The sequence below is a fragment of the Streptococcus devriesei DSM 19639 genome (assembly GCF_000423725.1).
Lineage (GTDB): Bacteria > Bacillota > Bacilli > Lactobacillales > Streptococcaceae > Streptococcus > Streptococcus devriesei.
In genome coordinates, this window is sequence record NZ_KE384084.1 from 715,651 (window position 1) to 734,804 (window position 19,154).

Annotated in this window: 23 protein-coding genes; 2 read left to right on the forward strand and 21 right to left on the reverse strand. The window is 42.7% G+C overall.

Features of this window, described 5'->3' with window-relative positions:
• The first annotated feature begins 48 nt into the window (after positions 1-48).
• Together G573_RS0109645 and G573_RS0109650 are read left to right on the forward strand one after the other, a co-directional pair.
• Positions 49-702 carry a deoxynucleoside kinase gene (locus tag G573_RS0109645; protein WP_027976535.1) on the forward strand — a complete coding sequence of 218 codons (654 nt, stop codon included), beginning with the start codon at positions 49-51 and terminating at the stop codon, positions 700-702.
• Positions 703-930: 228 nt separating this feature from the next.
• Positions 931-1,758, forward strand: coding sequence for an exodeoxyribonuclease III (locus G573_RS0109650; RefSeq protein WP_027976536.1), 828 nt, complete (start codon positions 931-933; stop codon positions 1,756-1,758).
• A gap of 104 nt (positions 1,759-1,862) precedes the next feature.
• On the opposite strand, the gene nth is transcribed toward G573_RS0109650, so the two are convergent.
• From nth to upp, 21 genes are all read right to left on the reverse strand, one after another.
• Positions 1,863-2,492: an endonuclease III gene (gene nth, locus G573_RS0109655; protein WP_027976537.1), complete on the reverse strand. Its 630-nt coding sequence runs from the start codon at positions 2,490-2,492 to the stop codon at positions 1,863-1,865.
• 65 nt (positions 2,493-2,557) lie between these two features.
• Positions 2,558-2,911, reverse strand: coding sequence for an arsenate reductase family protein (locus G573_RS0109660; RefSeq protein WP_027976538.1), 354 nt, complete (start codon positions 2,909-2,911; stop codon positions 2,558-2,560).
• Positions 2,912-2,933: 22 nt separating this feature from the next.
• Entirely contained in the window at positions 2,934-3,446 is a 513-nt protein-coding gene (locus G573_RS0109665; RefSeq protein WP_027976539.1) for a methylated-DNA--[protein]-cysteine S-methyltransferase, read from the reverse strand.
• A 151-nt stretch (positions 3,447-3,597) separates the two neighbouring features.
• Positions 3,598-4,791 (reverse strand): 3-phosphoglycerate dehydrogenase family protein, encoded by a 1,194-nt coding sequence (locus G573_RS0109670; protein WP_027976540.1) that lies wholly within the window; start codon positions 4,789-4,791, stop codon positions 3,598-3,600.
• Positions 4,792-4,885: 94 nt separating this feature from the next.
• A complete protein-coding gene (locus G573_RS0109675; protein WP_027976541.1) occupies positions 4,886-5,416 on the reverse strand; it encodes a GNAT family N-acetyltransferase in 531 nt (176 codons plus the stop codon).
• Between the two features lie 127 nt (positions 5,417-5,543).
• On the reverse strand, positions 5,544-6,635 hold the full coding sequence (serC, locus tag G573_RS0109680; protein ID WP_027976542.1) for a 3-phosphoserine/phosphohydroxythreonine transaminase: 1,092 nt from the start codon (positions 6,633-6,635) through the stop codon (positions 5,544-5,546).
• A gap of 264 nt (positions 6,636-6,899) precedes the next feature.
• Positions 6,900-7,769, reverse strand: coding sequence for a 16S rRNA (cytidine(1402)-2'-O)-methyltransferase (gene rsmI, locus G573_RS0109690; RefSeq protein ID WP_027976544.1), 870 nt, complete (start codon positions 7,767-7,769; stop codon positions 6,900-6,902).
• Positions 7,770-7,774: 5 nt separating this feature from the next.
• Positions 7,775-8,107, reverse strand: coding sequence for a DNA replication initiation control protein YabA (gene yabA / locus G573_RS0109695; protein ID WP_027976545.1), 333 nt, complete (start codon positions 8,105-8,107; stop codon positions 7,775-7,777).
• The gene (ricT, locus tag G573_RS0109700; RefSeq protein WP_027976546.1) at positions 8,100-8,906 is read right to left on the reverse strand and encodes a regulatory iron-sulfur-containing complex subunit RicT; all 807 of its coding nucleotides are present in this window, start codon (positions 8,904-8,906) and stop codon (positions 8,100-8,102) included. The genes yabA and ricT overlap by 8 nt, the downstream gene beginning before the upstream one ends.
• Positions 8,903-9,778, reverse strand: a complete 876-nt coding sequence (locus G573_RS0109705; protein ID WP_027976547.1) for a DNA polymerase III subunit delta' — start codon at positions 9,776-9,778, stop codon at positions 8,903-8,905. Before G573_RS0109705 ends, ricT begins: the two co-directional genes overlap by 4 nt.
• A gap of 13 nt (positions 9,779-9,791) precedes the next feature.
• The gene (tmk, locus tag G573_RS0109710; protein ID WP_027976548.1) at positions 9,792-10,430 is read right to left on the reverse strand and encodes a dTMP kinase; all 639 of its coding nucleotides are present in this window, start codon (positions 10,428-10,430) and stop codon (positions 9,792-9,794) included.
• Between the two features lie 82 nt (positions 10,431-10,512).
• Positions 10,513-11,172, reverse strand: a complete 660-nt coding sequence (locus tag G573_RS0109715; protein ID WP_027976549.1) for a CBS domain-containing protein — start codon at positions 11,170-11,172, stop codon at positions 10,513-10,515.
• 116 nt (positions 11,173-11,288) lie between these two features.
• Entirely contained in the window at positions 11,289-11,999 is a 711-nt protein-coding gene (locus tag G573_RS0109720) for an ABC transporter ATP-binding protein (RefSeq protein ID WP_027976550.1), read from the reverse strand.
• Complete coding sequence (locus G573_RS0109725; protein WP_027976551.1) at positions 11,999-12,763, reverse strand: ABC transporter ATP-binding protein; 765 nt, start codon at positions 12,761-12,763, stop codon at positions 11,999-12,001. The genes G573_RS0109720 and G573_RS0109725 overlap by 1 nt, the downstream gene beginning before the upstream one ends.
• Entirely contained in the window at positions 12,763-13,719 is a 957-nt protein-coding gene (locus G573_RS0109730; protein WP_027976552.1) for a branched-chain amino acid ABC transporter permease, read from the reverse strand. Before G573_RS0109730 ends, G573_RS0109725 begins: the two co-directional genes overlap by 1 nt.
• Positions 13,720-13,722: 3 nt before the next feature.
• Entirely contained in the window at positions 13,723-14,592 is an 870-nt protein-coding gene (locus tag G573_RS0109735) for a branched-chain amino acid ABC transporter permease (RefSeq protein WP_027976553.1), read from the reverse strand.
• 83 nt (positions 14,593-14,675) lie between these two features.
• On the reverse strand, positions 14,676-15,848 hold the full coding sequence (locus G573_RS0109740) for an ABC transporter substrate-binding protein (RefSeq protein ID WP_027976554.1): 1,173 nt from the start codon (positions 15,846-15,848) through the stop codon (positions 14,676-14,678).
• Between the two features lie 101 nt (positions 15,849-15,949).
• Complete coding sequence (locus tag G573_RS0109745; RefSeq protein WP_027976555.1) at positions 15,950-16,198, reverse strand: YlbG family protein; 249 nt, start codon at positions 16,196-16,198, stop codon at positions 15,950-15,952.
• A 5-nt stretch (positions 16,199-16,203) separates the two neighbouring features.
• Positions 16,204-16,644 (reverse strand): YlbF/YmcA family competence regulator, encoded by a 441-nt coding sequence (locus G573_RS0109750; protein WP_027976556.1) that lies wholly within the window; start codon positions 16,642-16,644, stop codon positions 16,204-16,206.
• 140 nt (positions 16,645-16,784) lie between these two features.
• Positions 16,785-17,375 carry an ATP-dependent Clp protease proteolytic subunit ClpP gene (clpP, locus tag G573_RS0109760; RefSeq protein ID WP_027976557.1) on the reverse strand — a complete coding sequence of 197 codons (591 nt, stop codon included), beginning with the start codon at positions 17,373-17,375 and terminating at the stop codon, positions 16,785-16,787.
• Positions 17,376-17,562: 187 nt separating this feature from the next.
• Positions 17,563-18,192 (reverse strand): uracil phosphoribosyltransferase, encoded by a 630-nt coding sequence (gene upp / locus G573_RS0109765; protein WP_027976558.1) that lies wholly within the window; start codon positions 18,190-18,192, stop codon positions 17,563-17,565.
• Between the last annotated feature and the right edge of the window lie 962 nt (positions 18,193-19,154).

Below are 19,154 nucleotides of genomic sequence, written 5' to 3' on the forward strand. Positions count from 1 at the left end.
CTGTTTAAACAGCAAAAGACTTGACTTATTTGGAGGTGCTTTACAATCGTGATTATATTAGCTGGGATGATTGGTGTCGGAAAAACAACTTACACATCCCGTATTGCCGAAAGTTTGGGAACGCAGGCCTTTTTTGAACCTGTCGATAACAATCCTATTTTAGACAAATACTATGAAGACCCTGAAAAATACGGCTTTGCTCTGCAGATTTATTTTCTAAATAAACGCTTTAAATCCATCAAAAGCGCCTATCATGAGGACAATAATGTTTTGGATCGCTCTATCTATGAAGATGCGCTCTTTACCTATATCAATACCTTACAGGGAAGTATCAGCCAGCAGGAATATCAGATTTATTTGGAACTTCTGGACAATATGATGGAAGAGATCAAGGGGCTGCCTAAGAAAGCACCGGATTTGTTAATCTATTTAGACGGCAGTTTTGATCACATCATAAATAACATCAAAAAACGCGGCCGTTCCTTTGAGCAGCCGACAAAAGATAACGGTCTTCTGGATTACTACCAGCTCCTGCATCGCAACTACAAGGACTGGTACGACAGCTATGATTACAGCCCTAAAATGAGGATTCAGACGGATGACTTTGACATCAATAAATCCAAGGATTGGGAGGCTGTCTACCGTATGATTCAGCAAGAAATGAGTGCTCTTGGAATAGGCGGCCGCTCACAGGACAGCTAAGAGCCTCTCACAAAGCATTTAATACCGGCTAAAACGCCAGCTCAGACTGTTTCAGTCGCTCTGAGACCTATTTTTTGATACAATTATAGAAAATGAATTAGAAAGATTGAACATATAAACCACTGTGTCAACCGTTTAAGACCGGATAAATTAAGAGGTCAGGGCTTTCGTCCCAAACTCTTATTCCCACAGTTTATCAGACGGGGATATGTTCTTGGTATCATACTTATGAAACTCATTTCATGGAATATTGACTCGCTTAACGCTGCTCTGACCAGCGATTCAGATCGGGCGCTGCTTTCACGTGCGGTGATTGATACTTTAGCTGAGAAAAAGCCTGATATCATTGCTATCCAGGAAACAAAATTACCTGCTAAGGGGCCGACCAAGAAGCACTTGGAAATCCTTAAGAACTATTTTGCTGACTATGATATTGCCTGGCGCTCTTCTGTAGAGCCTGCACGCAAAGGTTATGCCGGTACGATGTTCATTTATAAATCAGAGCTTAATCCCACAGTTACTTATCCTGATATTGGCGCTCCGGCAACTATGGACGCCGAAGGCCGGATCATCACGCTTGAATTTGATAACTTTTTTGTGACTCAAGTGTACACGCCTAATGCCGGTGATGGTCTGAAACGGCTGGAAGAAAGACAAATTTGGGATGAAAAATATGCTGATTACCTGGCAGAATTGGATAGGCAAAAACCTGTTTTAGCCGCAGGCGACTACAATGTTGCCCATCAGGAAATTGACCTGGCTCATCCCTCAAGCAATCGCCGCTCTCCAGGTTTTACAGACGAAGAACGTGCCGGATTCACCAATTTATTAGCCAAAGGCTTTACGGATACTTTCCGCTACATACACGGCAACATTCCTGATGTTTACTCATGGTGGGCTCAGCGCAGCAAGACCAGCAAAATCAACAATTCAGGCTGGAGAATTGATTATTGGCTGACCAGCAATCGCATCGCCGATAAAGTCCTTAAATCTGAAATGATCGATTCCGGAACGCGGCAGGATCACACGCCGATTATGATAAAGATTGACTTGTAACAAGTTTCCCCATATCACATAGACTTATTTAAAGACAAAAAGATTGAGATAAAACTGCATCATGCGGTCTGTCTCAATCTTTTTTATATGAATACACGCTAAAATTAACAATCCGAAAAATCATAGAGCTGAGGATAATTGTGACACTCAGGATTTTTGGGATGGCAAATCTCCCGGCCAAAATAAATCATCGCCTGATGGGCAGACAGCCAGAGTTCGGGCGGTAAAACTTCTGTAACGCGCATTTCCACTTCCAAAGGCGTCGCCGATTTTTTAACGATATCGTGATGCTTGCAAATGCGGCTGACGTGAGTATCAACAGCAAAAGCCGGAAATCCAAAGCCGACACTCATAACAACATTAGCCGTTTTTCTGCCGACACCCGATAAACTCTCCAGCTCTTTTCTCGTATGGGGCACTTCTCCCCCATATCTGTCCATCAGCTGCTGCGAACAGTCTTTCAAAAATTTTGCCTTGTTGCGGTAAAGGCCAATTTTAGAAATGTAGGACTCAATATCTTTCAGCTGAGCCTTTGCCAGATCACCGGGCTTTGGATAGGCTGCAAACAAATCTGGTGTTACCTTATTGACAGCGGCATCCGTCGTTTGAGCTGATAAAATAACAGCAATCAGCAGTTCAAAATGATTTTTAAAATTTAAGCTGGGCTTGGCATCCGGATAAAGAGCAATAATTTCTTCCAAAACCTTGCGAGCCCGTTTTTTCGATAAGACCATAACAACTCCAATTCTCCTTGTTTCCATTATAGCATGAAACCCAAGGGAAAGAAAAATCTCGGCTTTTAAAAGCTGAGATTTGCATAATGCGTTCGATAGCCGACCTGTAAAACTTTGCCATCTTTGATCAAAAGCGGACGCTTAATCAGCATACCGTCACCAGCCAATAAATCAGCAGCTTCCTCAAGACTGAGCTGATCTATTCTGTCTTTTAAGCCCAGTGCACGGTAGGATTGACCGGACGTGTTAAAGAATTTTTTCAGTTCCAGCCCGCTGCTTGCAATCAAATCTTTGATCAGATCTGCCTGCGGTGGGTTCTTTTTAATATCAACGGCCTGATAAGCAAGACCCAGCTGATCCAGCTCTGCCTTAGCTTTGCGGCAAGTACTGCACTTAGGGTATTCATAAAATACAAGCATTATTTCTCCTTTCTTTTCTATCTTAACGAGAAGAACGGCTGCTTGTCAAGAGTTTAACACCCTCATGCTGCAAGAGCCATATTTTTTTGTCTGTACCGCTGGCATAGCCTGTTATCTGACCATAGGAGCCCAGCACCCGGTGGCAGGGAACGATGATGCTTAATGGATTGCGGCCAACAGCTCCGCCGACCGCCCGAGCAGAATGGCAGTGTATTCTCTCAGCAATGTCGCCGTAGGTCATTGTTTGACCAAAAGGAATTTCCCGCAGCACCTGCCAGACCTGTTTTTGAAAAGGTGTTCCCTGAGGAGACAGCAAAAGCTCCCCTTGTTTGGGATTTTCGCCGGCAAAATAGGCATCCAGCCACTGCCTTGTTTGACTTAAAACAGTGTTATCAGCTTCTAAAATTGCGTCGTTATTTATACCCTGTTCAAAATATTTTTGACCGACAAACCAGACACCGATAAGTCCTTGACTATCGGCAACCAATGACAAGTCTCCCAAAGGAGAGTGATAGATTTGCTTGTATAGGGTCATTAGCAGCCTCCTTTTGCTTTGAACACAAACGTTCAGTCAAACATCAAATAATATTAACCTTTTTGCTGCTCCTGTCTGAGGTCAAACAATTATAGAAAAAGAGTGATGTTAGGTCACAATCGAACTAACCATCACCCTTATTTTCAGCTGTTTATTTAGCGGCCTTGCTCTTTCCCTTAATCAAGCGGACACGGACAATATTGTCACTGGCTTCAAAATTAGCAACCAGCTCATCAATTTTGGCCTTGTCAGTTTCATCAAGGTCAAGAATTGTATAAGCGTAGTTTCCTCTTGAACGATTGAGGATATTATCAATATTAATATCCAGATTAGAAACGGCAGTTGACAGACGCGCTACAATATTAGGAACATTTTTATTAATTAATGTGATCCGGTAAGGTGCTGTCAGCGCTTGGTGCATATTAGGGAAATTAACAGAATTTGTAATTTCGCCGGTTTCCATGAAACGGCGGATAGTTCGTCCGGCCATAATAGCACAGTTGAGCTCCGCTTCTGCAGTAGAGCCGCCGACATGCGGAAAGACAGTGATGCCTTCTTTATTGAGCAGTTCTTCGCTTCCAAAATCGGTAAAGTAGTGTCTGACAACACCTGTTTCAAGAGCATCAAACAGGTCTGTATTATTTACCAGTTCACCGCGGGCAAAATTAATGATAACCGTTCCCTTTTTCATCAGACCAAAACTGTCTGCATTAAAAGTATCCTTGGTATCTTCTGTCAAAGGAACGTGGATGGTGATGTAATCTGAGTTTTCAAAAATGTCGTTCAAATCGTTGACACGTTTGACATGACTGGAGATGTTCCAAGCAGTTTCAATAGAAACGTAAGGGTCATAGCCCAGCACATTCATACCCAGACGGCGGGCATCATTGGCAATACGGGCACCGATGGCACCAAGACCGATAACTCCCAGTGTTTTTCCGGAAATTTCGCTGCCTGCAAATTGTTTTTTCCCAGCTTCAACCTGCTTAGGCACATCATCACCTGTCAGAGTATTAACCCAACGGTTAGCAGAGATGTAGTCACGCGCAGATAAGAGGAGTGATGCAATGACAGCCTCTTTGACCGCATTGGCATTGGCACCGGGCGTATTAAAAACGACAATTCCCTTGGCAGTAGCCTCATCAATGGGAATGTTATTAGTTCCTGCACCCGCACGGGCAATAGCTTTCAGGTTATCCGGAAAATCAGCATTATGAAGATTTTCACTCCGAATAATATAGGCATCCGGATTGTCTTTCAAATCTCCGTCAATTTGAAAACCATTGCCTAACTCTTTTAACCCGATTTGATTAATATTGTTAAATGTTCTTACACTAAATACCATACTTGTTCATGCCTTGGAAAATCCTTGGCGTCTCCCTTTCTACTAGAATCTGACCCTGACCGACGGCCAAGCAGGTCAGAAAGTCCGATCTCAATTATTCGTCAATTTCTTGATAGAGACTGTTTTCACTTTTCGTTTTTATTTTTTGATAGGCCAGTCTGACACCGTCTACAGGAACTTTTCCGCAATAGACAAAGCCGAGCTTTTCCAGAATATGCTGCATAGCCTTATTTTTTTCATGGGTATCGCAACGAAAATCATGCCCTGCATAGCCTTCAATCAAGCCTTGAAGAAAGGTCTGAGCAACCTGCTGCCCGCGGTAAGAACTAGCTACAGCAATCCTATGAAAGGTTATATAACGGCGGTTCTTATGCTTCCACTGACCCTCATAAATCTGATCATAAGCGTCCTCGTGTCCGTCAATAGCTGCCGCATAGGCCACAATTTGTCCCTCATCAAGGGCAACATAGCCGCGCCCTTCTAAAATATCTTCAAAAATGATGTCTTGATTAGGATAATCTCCCTGCCACTGGTCGCTCCCATAAGAAGCCATTTCTTCTCTAGCTTCCTCAATGATAGCCATGATACGATCCACTTCATTTGGAAAAGCTAATCTAATTTCCATTTTTTCTACCTACTTTTTTGAATCAGCTGATGCTGTTCAGTAATCATGTGTTCAAAACGTGTTGTTCTGCTTTTAAATCAGCCTGTATGAGCGTTCTGAGGCCGATGTTTAAAGCTTATTAAAACTTTTACTTGTTTTCTTTTTCAAAGGTCTTCATAAAGTCAATCAAATCCAGCACTCCCTGGCGCGGAAAAGCATTGTAAAGGCTGGCACGCATGCCTCCGACACTGCGGTGGCCCTTGATATTTTTGAAGCCTAAAGCATCGGCCTGAGCAACAAATTCAGCATCCAAATCCTTACTTGGAGTGACAAACGGAATGTTGGCTACCGAGCGATCTTTAGGATTTTTGACGGGGCTGCTGTAAAAGTCAGATTGTTCAATAAAGTCATAGAGCAAACCAGACTTTTCACGGTTAATCTTTTCCATAGCGTCAACGCCGCCCAGCTCCTTAACCCATTCAAAGACTAATTTAGCAATATAAATGCCGTAGGTTGGCGGGGTATTGTAAAGGGAACCAGCATCTGCCTGAATACGGTAGTCCAGCATGCTGGACAGCACAGGCTCATCATTTAATAAATCATCACGGACAATCACGATGGTTACCCCGGCAGGTCCGATATTTTTTTGAGCTCCCGCATAGATGAGGCCAAAATCAGCGACATTGTAGCGAACAGCCAAAATGTTAGAAGACATATCGGCTACGATTGGCACACCGTTGGTTTCAGGAAGGTCATAAATAGCTGTTCCTTCGATCGTATTGTTGGTTGTGATATGGACATAGGCTGCATCTTTATCAATTTGCTGGCTGTCAATTTCCGGGATATGGTCGTAGACCGTATCTTCTGATGAAGCCAATAGAACCGGTTCAAAAGGAATCGTTTCGGACAATTTCACAGCTTCCGCGTAGGCTTTTTTCCCCCAGGAACCTGCTACCACATAATAAGCCTTGCGGCCGCGGGCGAGATTGAGCGGCAGCATTGAAAACTGAGTTGACGCTCCGCCTTGTAAAAAAAGCACCTTATAATTATCAGGAATAGCCATCAAATCGCGGAGCAGGCGCTCAGCGTTCTTGATAATGTCATCAAATTCTTTGGAGCGATGAGATAATTCCATAACACTCATCCCTGAGTGATTATAATCCAAGAACTCAGCCTGTGCTTTTTCAAGAACAGGTTTTGGCAATACTGCAGGACCTGCAGAGAAATTGTAAATTGTCATCTGATACCTCCTTAAAGTAAGTAAATTATATCACAAATTTTCAGAATGTTGTAAACTAATTTCATTTTTCTAAAGCTTTTATGCCTAAGAGGATTTAAAAAAGCCATCTCATTAAAAGACAGCACTTTTAAGCCAATTAAAACAAGATTTAGCCGGATATTTTCCTGATTAGACAGCACTGCCGCCTTCTCTGGTCCAAATCCGAGCAATTTCTTCAATCGAACTGAGAAAATTTTCCTTTCACAGGTTTCTCCGGATCTAGCCTCAACTGTCTAATCCATGGTAAATCTGGTAAAGTTCCTGACGATTGAAGTTATTGTCTTTAGCTACTTTTTTAATAGCCTGATTAGGCCTCATTCCTTTCCCAATCAATTCTTCAACTAAATCTTTAAGATTAGCCTCACTGAGCTGCTGCTCATTCTCCTGCTTTTCATAGCCAGAGATAATAAGAAGGCATTCACCTTTTGGAGGAGTTTCAGCAATATAATCTAAGAGCTCAGAAACTGTTCCCCTTTGATATTCCTCGTAGAGTTTGGTTAGTTCCCTGACCAAGGCTGCCTGCCTATCACCATAGACAGCCAGTATGTTGCCCAAGGTCTCCTTAACGCGGTAGGGCGATTCATAAAAAATCTGGGTTTCCGGATAGCGCTTTTTAGCCTCCAAAAAAGATTTTTGCTGACCGGATTTACGGGGCAAAAAACCGTAAAAAACATGAGGCTGGGGAGCTAAGCCGCTTGCAATCAGAGCCGTAATCCCGGCTGAAGCCCCAGGCAGGGCAACCACAGGAATGCCTTCTGCTACAGCGGCCTTGACCAGATCATGTCCCGGATCAGAAATAGAGGGCATCCCTGCATCAGAGACCTGAGCCAGAGATTTTCCCTCTTTTAAACAGCTAATCAACTCAGGAATTTTTTCAAAGGCGTTGTGCTCATGAAAACTCATCTGACGGGTAGCAATATCAAAATGCTTGAGCAAAAGCCCCGTATTTCGCGTATCCTCTGCCGCAATCATATCAACAGTCTTCAGCACCTCAATGCTCCGAAAAGTCATATCATCAAGATTGCCGATAGGGGTCGGAACCAGATAGAGCGTCCCGCAGCTTAATTCTTCTTTAAAACTTTTTTGTACTTGCATCACTTCTACTCTCGGTACAATAATTCCATGCAAAAGGCACAGTCTTCATTATTTTCACGGCGCTGCCCATAAAAGAAGGTGCAGATATGAAAACCATCTTCGTAAATATTTTCAAGATTTTCTTTTCTGGAACTAATGCCTTTATTGCCGGACTCGCTTTCTTCAAGCTGACTGAACTGGCTCAGGCGGTCACGGAGCTTGCTGTTTTCCAAACGCAGCGCCGCATTTTGTTCCACCAGATCCTGAACTTGTTTTTTCAAGGCTTCGGCTTCAGCCAAGGTCTCCATCAGATTTTGCGAGAAACCATCAAATGCAGCAAATAAATCTTTTTTATCCATTGACCCTAACCTCCTCTAAAGCATAGGTCAAAAGGCCTGGATTTTCCTCAAAACGCACCTTGACCGTTTCTGAAATCACATCAATCCCTGCAACAATGCCCTGACCGTTTTGGGTTTCTACGCTGGCTCCCAAATCCGGAAATTTTTCCTTGGATTCTCTGTAAAAATCATCCTCAAAACTCAGGCAGCACATCAGCCGGCCGCAGATTCCGGTTGTTTTGCCGGAATTCAAAGACAGATTTTGATTTTTGGCCATTTTGATAGAGACCGGCGGAAATTCACCTAGAAAGCTTGAACAGCAAAGGGCTCGGCCGCACGGGCCCAAGCCGCCGTAAATCTTACTTTCTTCACGGCTGTTAATCTGGCGCAGCTCAATCCTGGCCTTAAAAAGATTGGCCAGATCTTTCAAAAGCTGCCTGAAGTCGACACGGTGCTCTGCAACAAAGGTAATGAGAACCTGCTCACGCTCTAAGGGAAAGACAATGTCAATCAGCTTCATCTCAAGCTGATTTTTTTGAATCAGGTCTCTCACCTTAGAAAAACTGTTTTCTGCTAATTTCAGATTATTATGATAGGTTTCAATATCAGCAGCTTCTGCTCTCCTTACAGCTCTGTCCATCTGCTCAGTGTCAGGCAGCTTATCGGTAGACATTTCAAAATTAGTCTGAACGACTTGAGCCAGATGGCTGCCCTTATGCTTTTTGACAATGAGATAGTCCTCTTTTTGATAGGTTTGATCAGGCAGCACATAATTGATACGGCCTGTTTTTTCGTATTTAATACCAATTACTTCTATCATGTGATCACCATATATTCTAGTGCATTTTGAAAATTGACATTGCTGAGCCACATTTGCTTAGCTTGATACACAGCTTCTAAGCAGTCCAGAGCAGCTCTTTTTTCATAATGTTTCGACAAGAGCAGAGTCAGCAATTCAAAAGCCCACTCCTGCTCAGATTTATCACTGGCTGCCTGAGCCAAACGTGCTGCTTCTAAGAAAGCAAGATCCTTGCTCTTAAATAAAAGGGCTGCAAAACGCTCACAAGCCTTGAGCAAATCTAAAACCTTGCTGTTTTGTGCAAATTCTTCTGCTTGGGGCCAATCTTTAGCCAAATCAGCTAGAATTTCCGCCTGATTTTTAAGCAGACCTGCTTGCTCCAGCTTCTTGGCCAAATAAACCGTATTTTTAGGGAAATGAAAAATTTGTGTACGGCTTTTGATGGTTGGCAGGATTTTACTGTCATCTCTGGTTAGTAAAATAATATAGGAATCGCTCTGCGGCTCTTCTATAAATTTCAGCAGACTATTGGCAGCATTGACATGCATCTTATCAGCATCGCGGATAATAAAGACCTGTGACTGCCCTTCAAAACCTGAACTGGAAAATTCCCGCAAGAGGCCGCGAACGGTTTCCGTTTTGATCAGCTGTCCGCTGGGTTCCACCACCCTGACATCGGAAAAATCATTGGCGGCAATCAGGCGGCAGGAACGGCATTTACCGCAGGGAAGACCATCTGCCGGGGCTTCACAGAAGCGGCTCTGTGCCAAAAGAAGCGCCATCTCAAAGCTGGCAAAATCTCCCGAAAAAAGATAGGCATGGCTTAACCTATCGGATTTTAAAATGTGCTTAAATTCTTGAAAAATTTTAGGCTGCAGCTTTTCTAATTCCATATCAATCGTCACTTTAATGTTCTAAACACCTCTGCTGAATAAGAAGCAAGGCTTCTTCAGCCACCTCATTCAGCGGACGGCCGGCATCAATCGTTACTATGCGCTCAGGATTTTCAGCAGCCAATTTTAAATAGCCCGAACGAACACGCTGGTGCATATCTAACTTTTCCAAATCAAGCCGATTGACTTCCCGCTCCTTGTTTTGCTCAATGCGGGCCAGCCCGATTTTTGAATCAACGTCAAAATAAAGTGTTAAGTCAGGTTTTAGGCCGTCTGTTGCAAAGTCATTCAGCCAGGTGATGGCTGCCGTATCCAATCCTCGGCCGTAACCCTGATAGGCTACTGAGCTGTCGATAAAACGATCCGCCATAACAAGGCTTCCCTTTTCGAGTGCAGGCAGGATTTTTTCAACCAGATGCTGGCGGCGGGCAGCTATATAAAGCAGGAGTTCGGTTTTATCATCCATATTTGTATGGTTAACATCAAGGATAACATCCCGAATACTCTCAGCAATACTGACTCCGCCCGGCTCACGTGTTACCAGCACATCGTTTTCAGTCATTTTTTTCAGGCTGGGCAAAATTTCCTTCAAAACCGTCGTTTTCCCAGCACCATCCGGGCCTTCAAACGAAATAAAGATTCCTTTTTTCATTAGATTTCCTTTTATTATGATTACTTCTATTTTACCAAAAATCTCATAAAAAGAACACTGCCAGATTGCCGGCAGTGTCTCCTTAAAAGTCTGTTTTTCCTTCCGTTTGCTCAATGGACTCGATTTCAAAGCCTTGTCCATGCAGCTTTTGGCTAAGAGCATCTGTGTCAAATTTACCGTCGATTTGAATTTCAACAGTGACTTTGCCAACCTGACGGTCAGCGACAACGATGCGGCGAATATTGAGATGTTCATCAGAGATAACCTTGACAACCTGCTCTAAAACACCGGCTTTATCCTCAGCTAAAAGTCTTAACCGGACACCCTCTTTGCCGTAACCTGAAACTTCCAGAAAAGCACGAAAAATATCCTTATCTGTAATAATACCTGACATCTGACTGCCGTCAACAACCGGTAAAACGCCAATTTTATGCACCATCATGAGATAGATGGCATCTTCCAGCCGGGCGTCTTTTGAAACGGTGATGACATCTTTGATCATGACATCACGAACCTTGGTCTTGTTGAGGAGGTAGTTCATTTCATAGATAGACAGGCTGGTCGCCTTTGACGGGCTGGTTTCAGCAATCGTTCCTTCGGTCAAAAGGCCTACCAAAACATCATTTTCAATGACCGGCAGACGGCGCAGATTTTTATCACGCATAATATCTGTTGCCTTAGCTACTGTTGTATCAGGAGAGACATAAACGACTCTCTTGGTCATGAAATCTTTTACGGGCATAGTAAAACCTCACTCTCTTTTGTTTTTATTATACCATAATTATCATACACCGCGCTTGCAGGACAATAAATAGAAACAGGGGCTGAAAACGCAGTTGACTCAGCCCCTGTACTTCTTTAGCCGCCCAGATAGGCCTTACGAACTTCATCAGAAGCCAGCAATTCCTCTCCGGTTCCTGAAAGAACAATCTTTCCTGTTTCAAGAACATAACCGCGATCTGCAATTGACAAGGCCTTATTGGCATTTTGTTCAATCAGCAGAACCGTTGTTCCTTGCTTTTGAATATCTTGAATAATATCAAAAATTTCCTGAATAAAAATTGGCGCCAAGCCCATGGAAGGCTCATCAAGCAGAAGCAGTTTAGGCTGACTCATCAGAGCGCGCCCCATCGCCAGCATCTGCTGCTCACCTCCGGATAAGGTCGCAGCATCCTGATTTTTACGTTCTTCCAAACGCGGGAAGCGCTCAAAAACCCTCTTGAGACGTGCTTGGTTGTCATCACGGTTGCTGCTGAGAAAGGCTCCCATTTCTAGATTTTCCAAAACTGTCAGCCCCGGAAAAACATGGCGCCCTTCCGGAACCTGAGAAAGGCCGGAGGCAACAATCTTGCGGGTAGCTGTCTTTTGAATTTCATTTCCCAGAAACTCAATTTTCCCTGAACTTGGGCGGACAAGGCCGGAAATCGTCCGCAGAATGGACGTTTTTCCCGCACCGTTAGCGCCGATCAGAGAAACAACTTCACCTTCGTTGACCTCAAAACTAACGTCTTTTACTGCTTGGATGACGCCGTAATGAACAGATAGATTTTCAACTTTTAACATGGTCATTAGGCTTCACCTCCCAGATAAGCTTCAATAACACGCTTATTATTTTTAATTTCCTGCGGTGTTCCGTGCGCAATCAAACGCCCGTATTCTAAAACATAGATACGTTCGGTAACGTCCATAACCAAGCTCATATCATGTTCAATCAGCATGATCGTGATTTTAAAGTCCTCTTTAATCTGACGGATCAGCTCGGTTAATTCAGCGGTTTCCTGAGGATTCATGCCGGCAGCAGGTTCATCAAGAAAGAGAATTTTAGGTCTGGTTGCAAGGGCACGCACAATCTCTAAGCGGCGCTGCTGGCCGTAAGGCAGATTTTTCGCCAATGTATGAGCATCTTTATCCAGATCGAAAATCTTCAGCAATTCAATTGCTCTTTCCTGTAATTTTTCTTCATTGGAATAAAACTTCGGCAGGCGCAGAAAGCTGGACAGTAAATAGGGATTATGATTGTTTCCCATACCTACCAGCACATTTTCAAGCACTGTCATGTCCTTAAAGAGACGAATATTTTGGAAAGTTCGTGATAATCCTAAGGAAGCAATCTTATAGGGTGCCTTGCCGTTTAACAGTGTTCCGTCAAGGGTCACACTGCCTTCACTGGGTTCGTAAACACCGGTTAAAAGATTAAAGAGGGTTGTTTTTCCCGCTCCGTTAGGACCGATCAAGCCGACGAGTTCACCTTCGTTGAGCTCCATCGTAACATCGCCGACAGCAGTTAAACCGCCGAAATTCTTGGTTAAATTTTTTACATCAAGAAGTGCCATTATTTGCTGCCCTCCTTAGCTTTTTTAGCAAAAAGTTTTGAAAAACTGAATTCCCATGTGCCTAACAGGCCGCCCGGTCTAAAGACCATTACCAGAATAAGCGCCAAGGAATAGATAATCATGCGGATATCTGATACGTTTTGCAGGAACATGTTTAACACGCCGAGCACAATGGCAGCAACAATAGTACCTGTGACAGAGCCCAAGCCGCCAAGAACGGCGACAATCAGAAAATCAATGGACTTCATGATTGTAAAGTCTTTTGGCGCAACCGTTCCGATATAACCGACATAAAGTGAGCCGGCGATACTTGAAATAACAGCAGCAAACATAAAGGTCAAAACTTTAATTTTAGTCGTATTGACACCCATAGACTCTGCAGCAATTTCGTCTTCACGAACTGCCAGAACTTCACGCCCGATCGGACTTCTCAGATAATTAAGCACCAGAATCGTAATCAAAACAACAAAGATAAAGACAACCGGCCAAGTGGTATATTTCAGGATTCCCATAATACCTCTGGAGCCATTAGTCAGACTGCCGCCGTTTTCAATCAGCTTGCGGATAATCTCAGCCACACCAAGGGTTGCGATTGCTAAATAGTCCCCTGTCAAGCGCAGCGTGGGAATACCGACAACTAAGGCAACAACAGCCGTCACCACCATCCCCACAAAAATGGATAGATAAAAACCGGCATAGGTTGGCATTTGCGTTGTCAAGATAGCTGTGGCATAGGCTCCGATAGCCATAAATCCAGCCTGTCCCAGAGAAAGCTGACCGGAAAATCCCAGAACCAAGTTGGTTCCCAAGGCCATAATGATGCTGATGCCAATTCCCATCAGAATTTGGGTATAGTAAACATCAACAATACCGGCACTGATTAGGCCAAATAAAAGGAGAAAGATGACAAGAACCAGCGCAAGCCAGCTTAAATTTGCTTTTAGATTTTTTTTCATTGCTTACACCTTCTCTTTCACATTTTTTCCTAAAATACCAGCCGGTCTTACCAAAAGAATGATGATAAGGACAGCATAAACTACGGCATCTCTGTAACTTGCAAGTCCGATGGAAACAGAGAAAGTTTCCAAAAGGCCGATCAAGAAACCACCGACAGCAGCACCCGGAATAATACCGATACCCCCCAGAACAGCAGCAACGAAAGCCTTAATACCAGGAACCATACCCATCAAAGGATCAACAGAATTATAATAAAGACCGATCAAAACACCGCCGGCACCTGCAAGAGCAGAGCCCAGAGCAAATGTAAAGCTGATTGTGCTGTTAACATTAATTCCCATCAGCTGAGCAGCGTCACTGTCGACAGACACTGCCCGCATAGCTTTTCCCATCTTAGTCTTTTGGACAACAAACTGCAGAGCCAGCATCAGAAAAAGAGAGACTCCCAGAATAATCAGCTGCACATTGGTAACACTGATTGGTCCAAAATTATACTTCACCGTGGCAAGGGTCTGAGGAAAGGCGTGCTTGTTGGCACCGACCAGACGAACCATACTGTATTCAAGAAAGAAAGAGACACCTATAGCTGTAATCAAGGCCGCAATCCGTGTTGAATTTCTCAAAGGTCTGTAAGCAAGAAACTCGATAACAACCCCTAAAACAGCTGTCAAAACCATAGTCAATACGAGAGCCACAAAGTAATTAAGATGATATTGTGTGATAAGGAAATAACCGATAAAGGCTCCCATCATGTAAATATCTCCGTGAGCAAAGTTAATCAACTTGATAATTCCATAAACCATGGTATAACCAAGGGCTAACAGCGCATAAACACTCCCAAGGATAAGACCATTTATAAGTTGTTGGAGCATATAATTTTACCAAACTTTCTATAAATAAATAATATCTGGGAAGATGGCTCCCCAGATTTTCATTGTTTAGGCTTAAGCCAGCCTTATTTGGCTTCAACAGCTGTCGCTGTAGCTTCCTTACCATCTTTAAGGCCGACCATAACAGCAGATTTAACAGGATTGTGTTTCTTATCAATAGTCATTTTACCTGTTACACCTTCAAAGTTTTTCAGTTTAGCAAGTTTTGTTGCAATATCTTTTGATGTCTTAGCATCTTTGGCAGAATCAGCAATCATGTAAACTGAATCGTAAGCAAGAGCGGCAAACATATTTGGTTCTTCACCGTATTTTGCTTTGTAAGCTTTCAAGAATTTTTCAGCCTTGCTTGTCAAATCAACTTTTGTTGAGTAACCAGATACATAATAAACATTATTAGTATTAGCTGCACCGGCACCTTCAATGTACTTAGCGTCATTGAATCCGTCAGGTCCTACGATTGGCTGATTAAGTCCCATATCGCGTGCCTGCTTGGTAATCAAACCAGTTTCAGTGTAGTATCCGGGGATAACAATCGCATCAAAATCTTTGCTCTTAAATTTTGTAAGGGCTGCTTGGAAATCTTGGTCTTTCGCTTGGAAAGTATCTTCAACAGTAATCTTTCCTTTGTAAGCCTTTTTGAATGAATCGGCAATACCTTGAGCATAGTCGCTTGATTTATCGTAGTAAAGGGCAACTTTTTTAGCTTTCAAAGTATCTGTAGCATATTTAGAGATGATTTTCCCTTGGAAGCTGTCTTGGAAAGTTGTACGGAAAACAAAATCCTGAACTTTGCCTTTAGAGTAAGTCAAGTTGTCTTGTGTTCCTGATGGTGTTACAAGCGGTACTGCTGCATCATTGGCATTTGGGCTGGCTGCAGCTGTCGCACCGGATGTTGCCGGACCTAAAATAGCATTGACCTTGCTTTGAGTCGCAAGATTGGTTGAAATTGTTGCGGCTTCACCATTATCAGATTTATTATCCTTAGAAACAACTTTAATCTTTTTACCATCAACGCCGCCTGCTTTGTTGATTTCCTCAACAGCAAGATCAGCACCTTGTTTTTCAGCCTGTCCGTAAGCTGCTACATCCCCTGAAAGCTCAAGGTTGTAACCAATTTTTACGGTATCTCCGATTTTATTGCCGGCAGCATCTGATGAGCTGCCCGGTGCAGAACCACAAGCTGCAAGAACAGCTGCACTGACAAAAGAAAGAGCTGCAAGAGCCATTTTTTTCTTCATTGTTTTCTCCTTAAAAATATCTTAAATTATAGTCATCAATAAGAATACTGAATTATCTGAAAATTGTCAAGCATATTTTCTTATTTTTTGCAGACCGGCATCTAGCGCTGCAAACTGCCGACAAAATCCTGATCAATATCATCTAAGTAGGATGGAACTGCTTTTTTGACAAATTTAAGATTCTGAAGTTCTTCAACGACTGTCTCAGCCTCTGTTTGATCCACGTAAATCACTAAATAGCGCATCCGGTGTGAATGGTAGAGAACTCTCCCGTATTTGTTCAGTTTTCGGGCATCACGATTGTAATAAAGATAAACAATAATACCTAGTCGCTTGGTTTTTTCAAACATTTTTCTTATCCTTCTTTAATATTTTTCCCGCGCCCCATTTCATGCGGAGGCTTACGAGGTGCCAAGGGCAGTCCTGTATCTACAAAAATATCCGGTGAAATAGCTGCCGCTATCTTTTGCGACATTTCAGCCAAAACGGCCTGCAGATCCACCTCAGCCCTTCTCATAGCAATCATTTTTTCATTTAAATCCAGCTGGCGCTTTTGCCTTAGGATGCCTTTTCTTAACTGACCGACTTCCGGGCGGTATTTGCTAAAAGACTGCTGCCTGTCATAATCTTCTTTTAACTGCTGAAAAATCTTGATTTCTTTTTGCAGGTCTTCATCTGCAGAGACTGCTTTTGCAGCTGCTTTGTAAGTCTTAACGGTTTCTAACTCTAAAAAAGCTGAAATCACATCATCAAGAGCATCATCTATCGCCAACAGCTGATCATCAATTTTTAACATAATGCCATTATATCAAAAAATAGCCGCTTCGTCTTTTCTCTTGAACCCGTCAGGCCTTTTCACCGAAAAAAACGGATAAGAGCCGCTATGTTCGCTCTCACCCGTTTTATTTTCTAGGAGAAGTCCTGCTGCAATCAGCATTACTTCAGTTCATTATTTTCCATGATTTCATCAATGAAGCCATATTTAAGGGTTTCTTTGGCATCCATCCAGTAATCGCGTTCGGCGTCTTTATGAATCTGCTTAATGGTCTTGCCGGAGTTATCTGACAGAATTTTTTCCAGTTTCTTACGCGTTTTCAAAAGCTGTTCAGCTGCAATAGCCATATCTGTCTGCTGCGTACCGCCGCCGGTACCGCCCATTGGCTGATGAATAAGGTACTCAGCATTTGGCAGCATGAAACGTTTGCCCTTAGTACCGCTGGATGCAATGATTGTTCCCATTGACGCTGCTATTCCCATAACAATGGTCTGAACGTCTGATTTAATGAAATTCATGGTATCAACGATTGCCAAACCGGCTGAAACCGAACCGCCCGGTGTATTGATATAAAGATAGATATCTTTTGTATTGTCCTGAGCATCCAGAAAAAGCATCTGAGCAATAATGGAATTAGCCATATTGTCTTCAACCGGACCAGTCAGCATAATAATACGATCTTTTAAAAGGCGTGAATAAATGTCATAAGAACGTTCTCCACGGCTTGTTTGTTCAATAACTACAGGAATCATAATTGTTTTTCTCCTTTAATTCAATCTTGGAGTTATTATATCTCATTGGTCAAAAAAGGTCAAATATTTACTTCACATTTTTGGAACTTTTCTCCGTTCAGCAGTTTCAGTACAAAATAAAGGCAAGACTGGCCGAAAAGATTAGCAACCAGTCTGCTTTTTCCTATTTTTATCAGAAGATTACTGCTTATTTGGTTCCAAAGAGACGGTCGCCCGCATCGCCGAGACCCGGAACAATATAACCTTTTGCATTGAGATGTTCATCCAGAGCAGCCGTATAGATGTCAATGTCCGGATGGGCTTCCTGCAGTTTTTTGACGCCTTCGGGAGCTGAAACAAGGCAGACAAACTTAATGTTTGCTGCTCCGCGTTTTTTCAGAGAATCAATAGCCAAAACGGCGGAGCCTCCGGTTGCAAGCATCGGATCCACCACAAAAATCTGCCGCTGATCAATGTCCTCAGGAAGTTTTACCAGATACTCTACCGGCTCCAAGGTTTCTTCATCACGGTACATACCGATATGACCGACTTTAGCGGCCGGAACCAAACTTAAAAGACCGTCAACCATGCCGATACCGGCACGCAAAATGGGAACAATGGCCAGTTTTTTACCTGTCAGCTGTTTTTGAACCGTCTTTGTAATCGGTGTTTCTATTTCCACTTCTTCCAGTGGCAATTCGCGGGAAACTTCGTAACCCATAAGCATAGCAATCTCATTTACCAGTTCGCGAAAATGCTTGGTTGATGTATCTTCCCGCCGTAAAATAGAGAGTTTATGCTGAATCAGTGGATGCGAAATAACTTGAAATTTACCCATAGGAAAAACCGCCTTCTATTTATTTCTTTTTATTATAGCATAAAACCCACTAACTTTTGTGAAAAGTCAGCGGGCTTTTTTAGGATTGCCTCCATGGATACAGGGTTAATGTTTGAAAATACCTCTGCTTTTACTAATGCAAGAGATAATAACCAAACAGACCAAGCAAAATGATGACACAGATAAATGAAATCACTCAGACTGAAGAAAAAGTCTATTTTCTCAAAAAGTAATATTTTGTTATGATACTTTCCTTAGGTAGCACGGACGGCAAAACCAAACGCCAAGGCTATAGCTCTTGACTAGGTTTTGCATTAGATTGCCGTTAGAAATAGTATCGATTTCTAACGGCAATCGTCATAGCGACTTCCTTCGGAATTCCATATCTAAGTTCAAGATACAAAGGGCGTCTGCGGATAAAGGCAAAATAGGGAGTTCGACGCGGAATCATTAAGATTCTAGGCGGACTCATCTTTTTGCCACAATCCGCAGCCCGTGTTCAATTAAGATTTTGAGCCTAGGTCTCAAAATCTCCGAGAGGCAGAAACTCAATGTTTCTGCCTCTTTTGCTACATCGGAAAGTATCGGATTAGGCTTTGATCATTTCTATATCATCTTACAAAAGCGAAAAGTGATACAATTCTATGATGAAATTTTAGAGAGAATTTAGTTTTGGGAGTTTGTCTACAACCTGATCACTATGTTTTTACTGCGGTAAGAAACAAGTGCCAGGACACAAAGAGCAAGCAAGACTAAAATGAACCGAATTATGCTCATAAACTAAGATCACCTTTTCTAAAATTTGTGCTGATACTTTTAAATGAATTCAATATACACCTGCTTTGGTCAGTGCACCACCAAGCTAATTTATTATTTTTTTCGATTCTTTAGATTTAAGAGCGTTAATACAAGCAGTGCTGTAATTGCTCCAACGATAAAGTACTCCATATTGATATCCTATC

Excerpts from the sequence above, each read along its gene's own strand:
- G573_RS0109650 (WP_027976536.1), top strand. The coding sequence starts at position 931 with ATGAAACTCATTTCATGGAATATTGACTCGCTTAACGCTGCTCTGACC.
- nth (WP_027976537.1), bottom strand. The coding sequence starts at position 2,492 with ATGGTCTTATCGAAAAAACGGGCTCGCAAGGTTTTGGAAGAAATTATT.
- G573_RS0109660 (WP_027976538.1), bottom strand. The coding sequence starts at position 2,911 with ATGCTTGTATTTTATGAATACCCTAAGTGCAGTACTTGCCGCAAAGCT.
- G573_RS0109665 (WP_027976539.1), bottom strand. The coding sequence starts at position 3,446 with ATGACCCTATACAAGCAAATCTATCACTCTCCTTTGGGAGACTTGTCA.
- G573_RS0109670 (WP_027976540.1), bottom strand. The coding sequence starts at position 4,791 with ATGGTATTTAGTGTAAGAACATTTAACAATATTAATCAAATCGGGTTA.
- G573_RS0109675 (WP_027976541.1), bottom strand. The coding sequence starts at position 5,416 with ATGGAAATTAGATTAGCTTTTCCAAATGAAGTGGATCGTATCATGGCT.
- serC (WP_027976542.1), bottom strand. The coding sequence starts at position 6,635 with ATGACAATTTACAATTTCTCTGCAGGTCCTGCAGTATTGCCAAAACCT.
- rsmI (WP_027976544.1), bottom strand. The coding sequence starts at position 7,769 with ATGCAAGTACAAAAAAGTTTTAAAGAAGAATTAAGCTGCGGGACGCTC.
- yabA (WP_027976545.1), bottom strand. The coding sequence starts at position 8,107 with ATGGATAAAAAAGATTTATTTGCTGCATTTGATGGTTTCTCGCAAAAT.
- ricT (WP_027976546.1), bottom strand. The coding sequence starts at position 8,906 with ATGATAGAAGTAATTGGTATTAAATACGAAAAAACAGGCCGTATCAAT.
- G573_RS0109705 (WP_027976547.1), bottom strand. The coding sequence starts at position 9,778 with ATGGAATTAGAAAAGCTGCAGCCTAAAATTTTTCAAGAATTTAAGCAC.
- tmk (WP_027976548.1), bottom strand. The coding sequence starts at position 10,430 with ATGAAAAAAGGAATCTTTATTTCGTTTGAAGGCCCGGATGGTGCTGGG.
- G573_RS0109715 (WP_027976549.1), bottom strand. The coding sequence starts at position 11,172 with ATGCCCGTAAAAGATTTCATGACCAAGAGAGTCGTTTATGTCTCTCCT.
- G573_RS0109720 (WP_027976550.1), bottom strand. The coding sequence starts at position 11,999 with ATGACCATGTTAAAAGTTGAAAATCTATCTGTTCATTACGGCGTCATC.
- G573_RS0109725 (WP_027976551.1), bottom strand. The coding sequence starts at position 12,763 with ATGGCACTTCTTGATGTAAAAAATTTAACCAAGAATTTCGGCGGTTTA.
- G573_RS0109730 (WP_027976552.1), bottom strand. The coding sequence starts at position 13,719 with ATGAAAAAAAATCTAAAAGCAAATTTAAGCTGGCTTGCGCTGGTTCTT.
- G573_RS0109735 (WP_027976553.1), bottom strand. The coding sequence starts at position 14,592 with ATGCTCCAACAACTTATAAATGGTCTTATCCTTGGGAGTGTTTATGCG.
- G573_RS0109740 (WP_027976554.1), bottom strand. The coding sequence starts at position 15,848 with ATGAAGAAAAAAATGGCTCTTGCAGCTCTTTCTTTTGTCAGTGCAGCT.
- G573_RS0109745 (WP_027976555.1), bottom strand. The coding sequence starts at position 16,198 with ATGTTTGAAAAAACCAAGCGACTAGGTATTATTGTTTATCTTTATTAC.
- G573_RS0109750 (WP_027976556.1), bottom strand. The coding sequence starts at position 16,644 with ATGTTAAAAATTGATGATCAGCTGTTGGCGATAGATGATGCTCTTGAT.
- clpP (WP_027976557.1), bottom strand. The coding sequence starts at position 17,375 with ATGATTCCTGTAGTTATTGAACAAACAAGCCGTGGAGAACGTTCTTAT.
- upp (WP_027976558.1), bottom strand. The coding sequence starts at position 18,192 with ATGGGTAAATTTCAAGTTATTTCGCATCCACTGATTCAGCATAAACTC.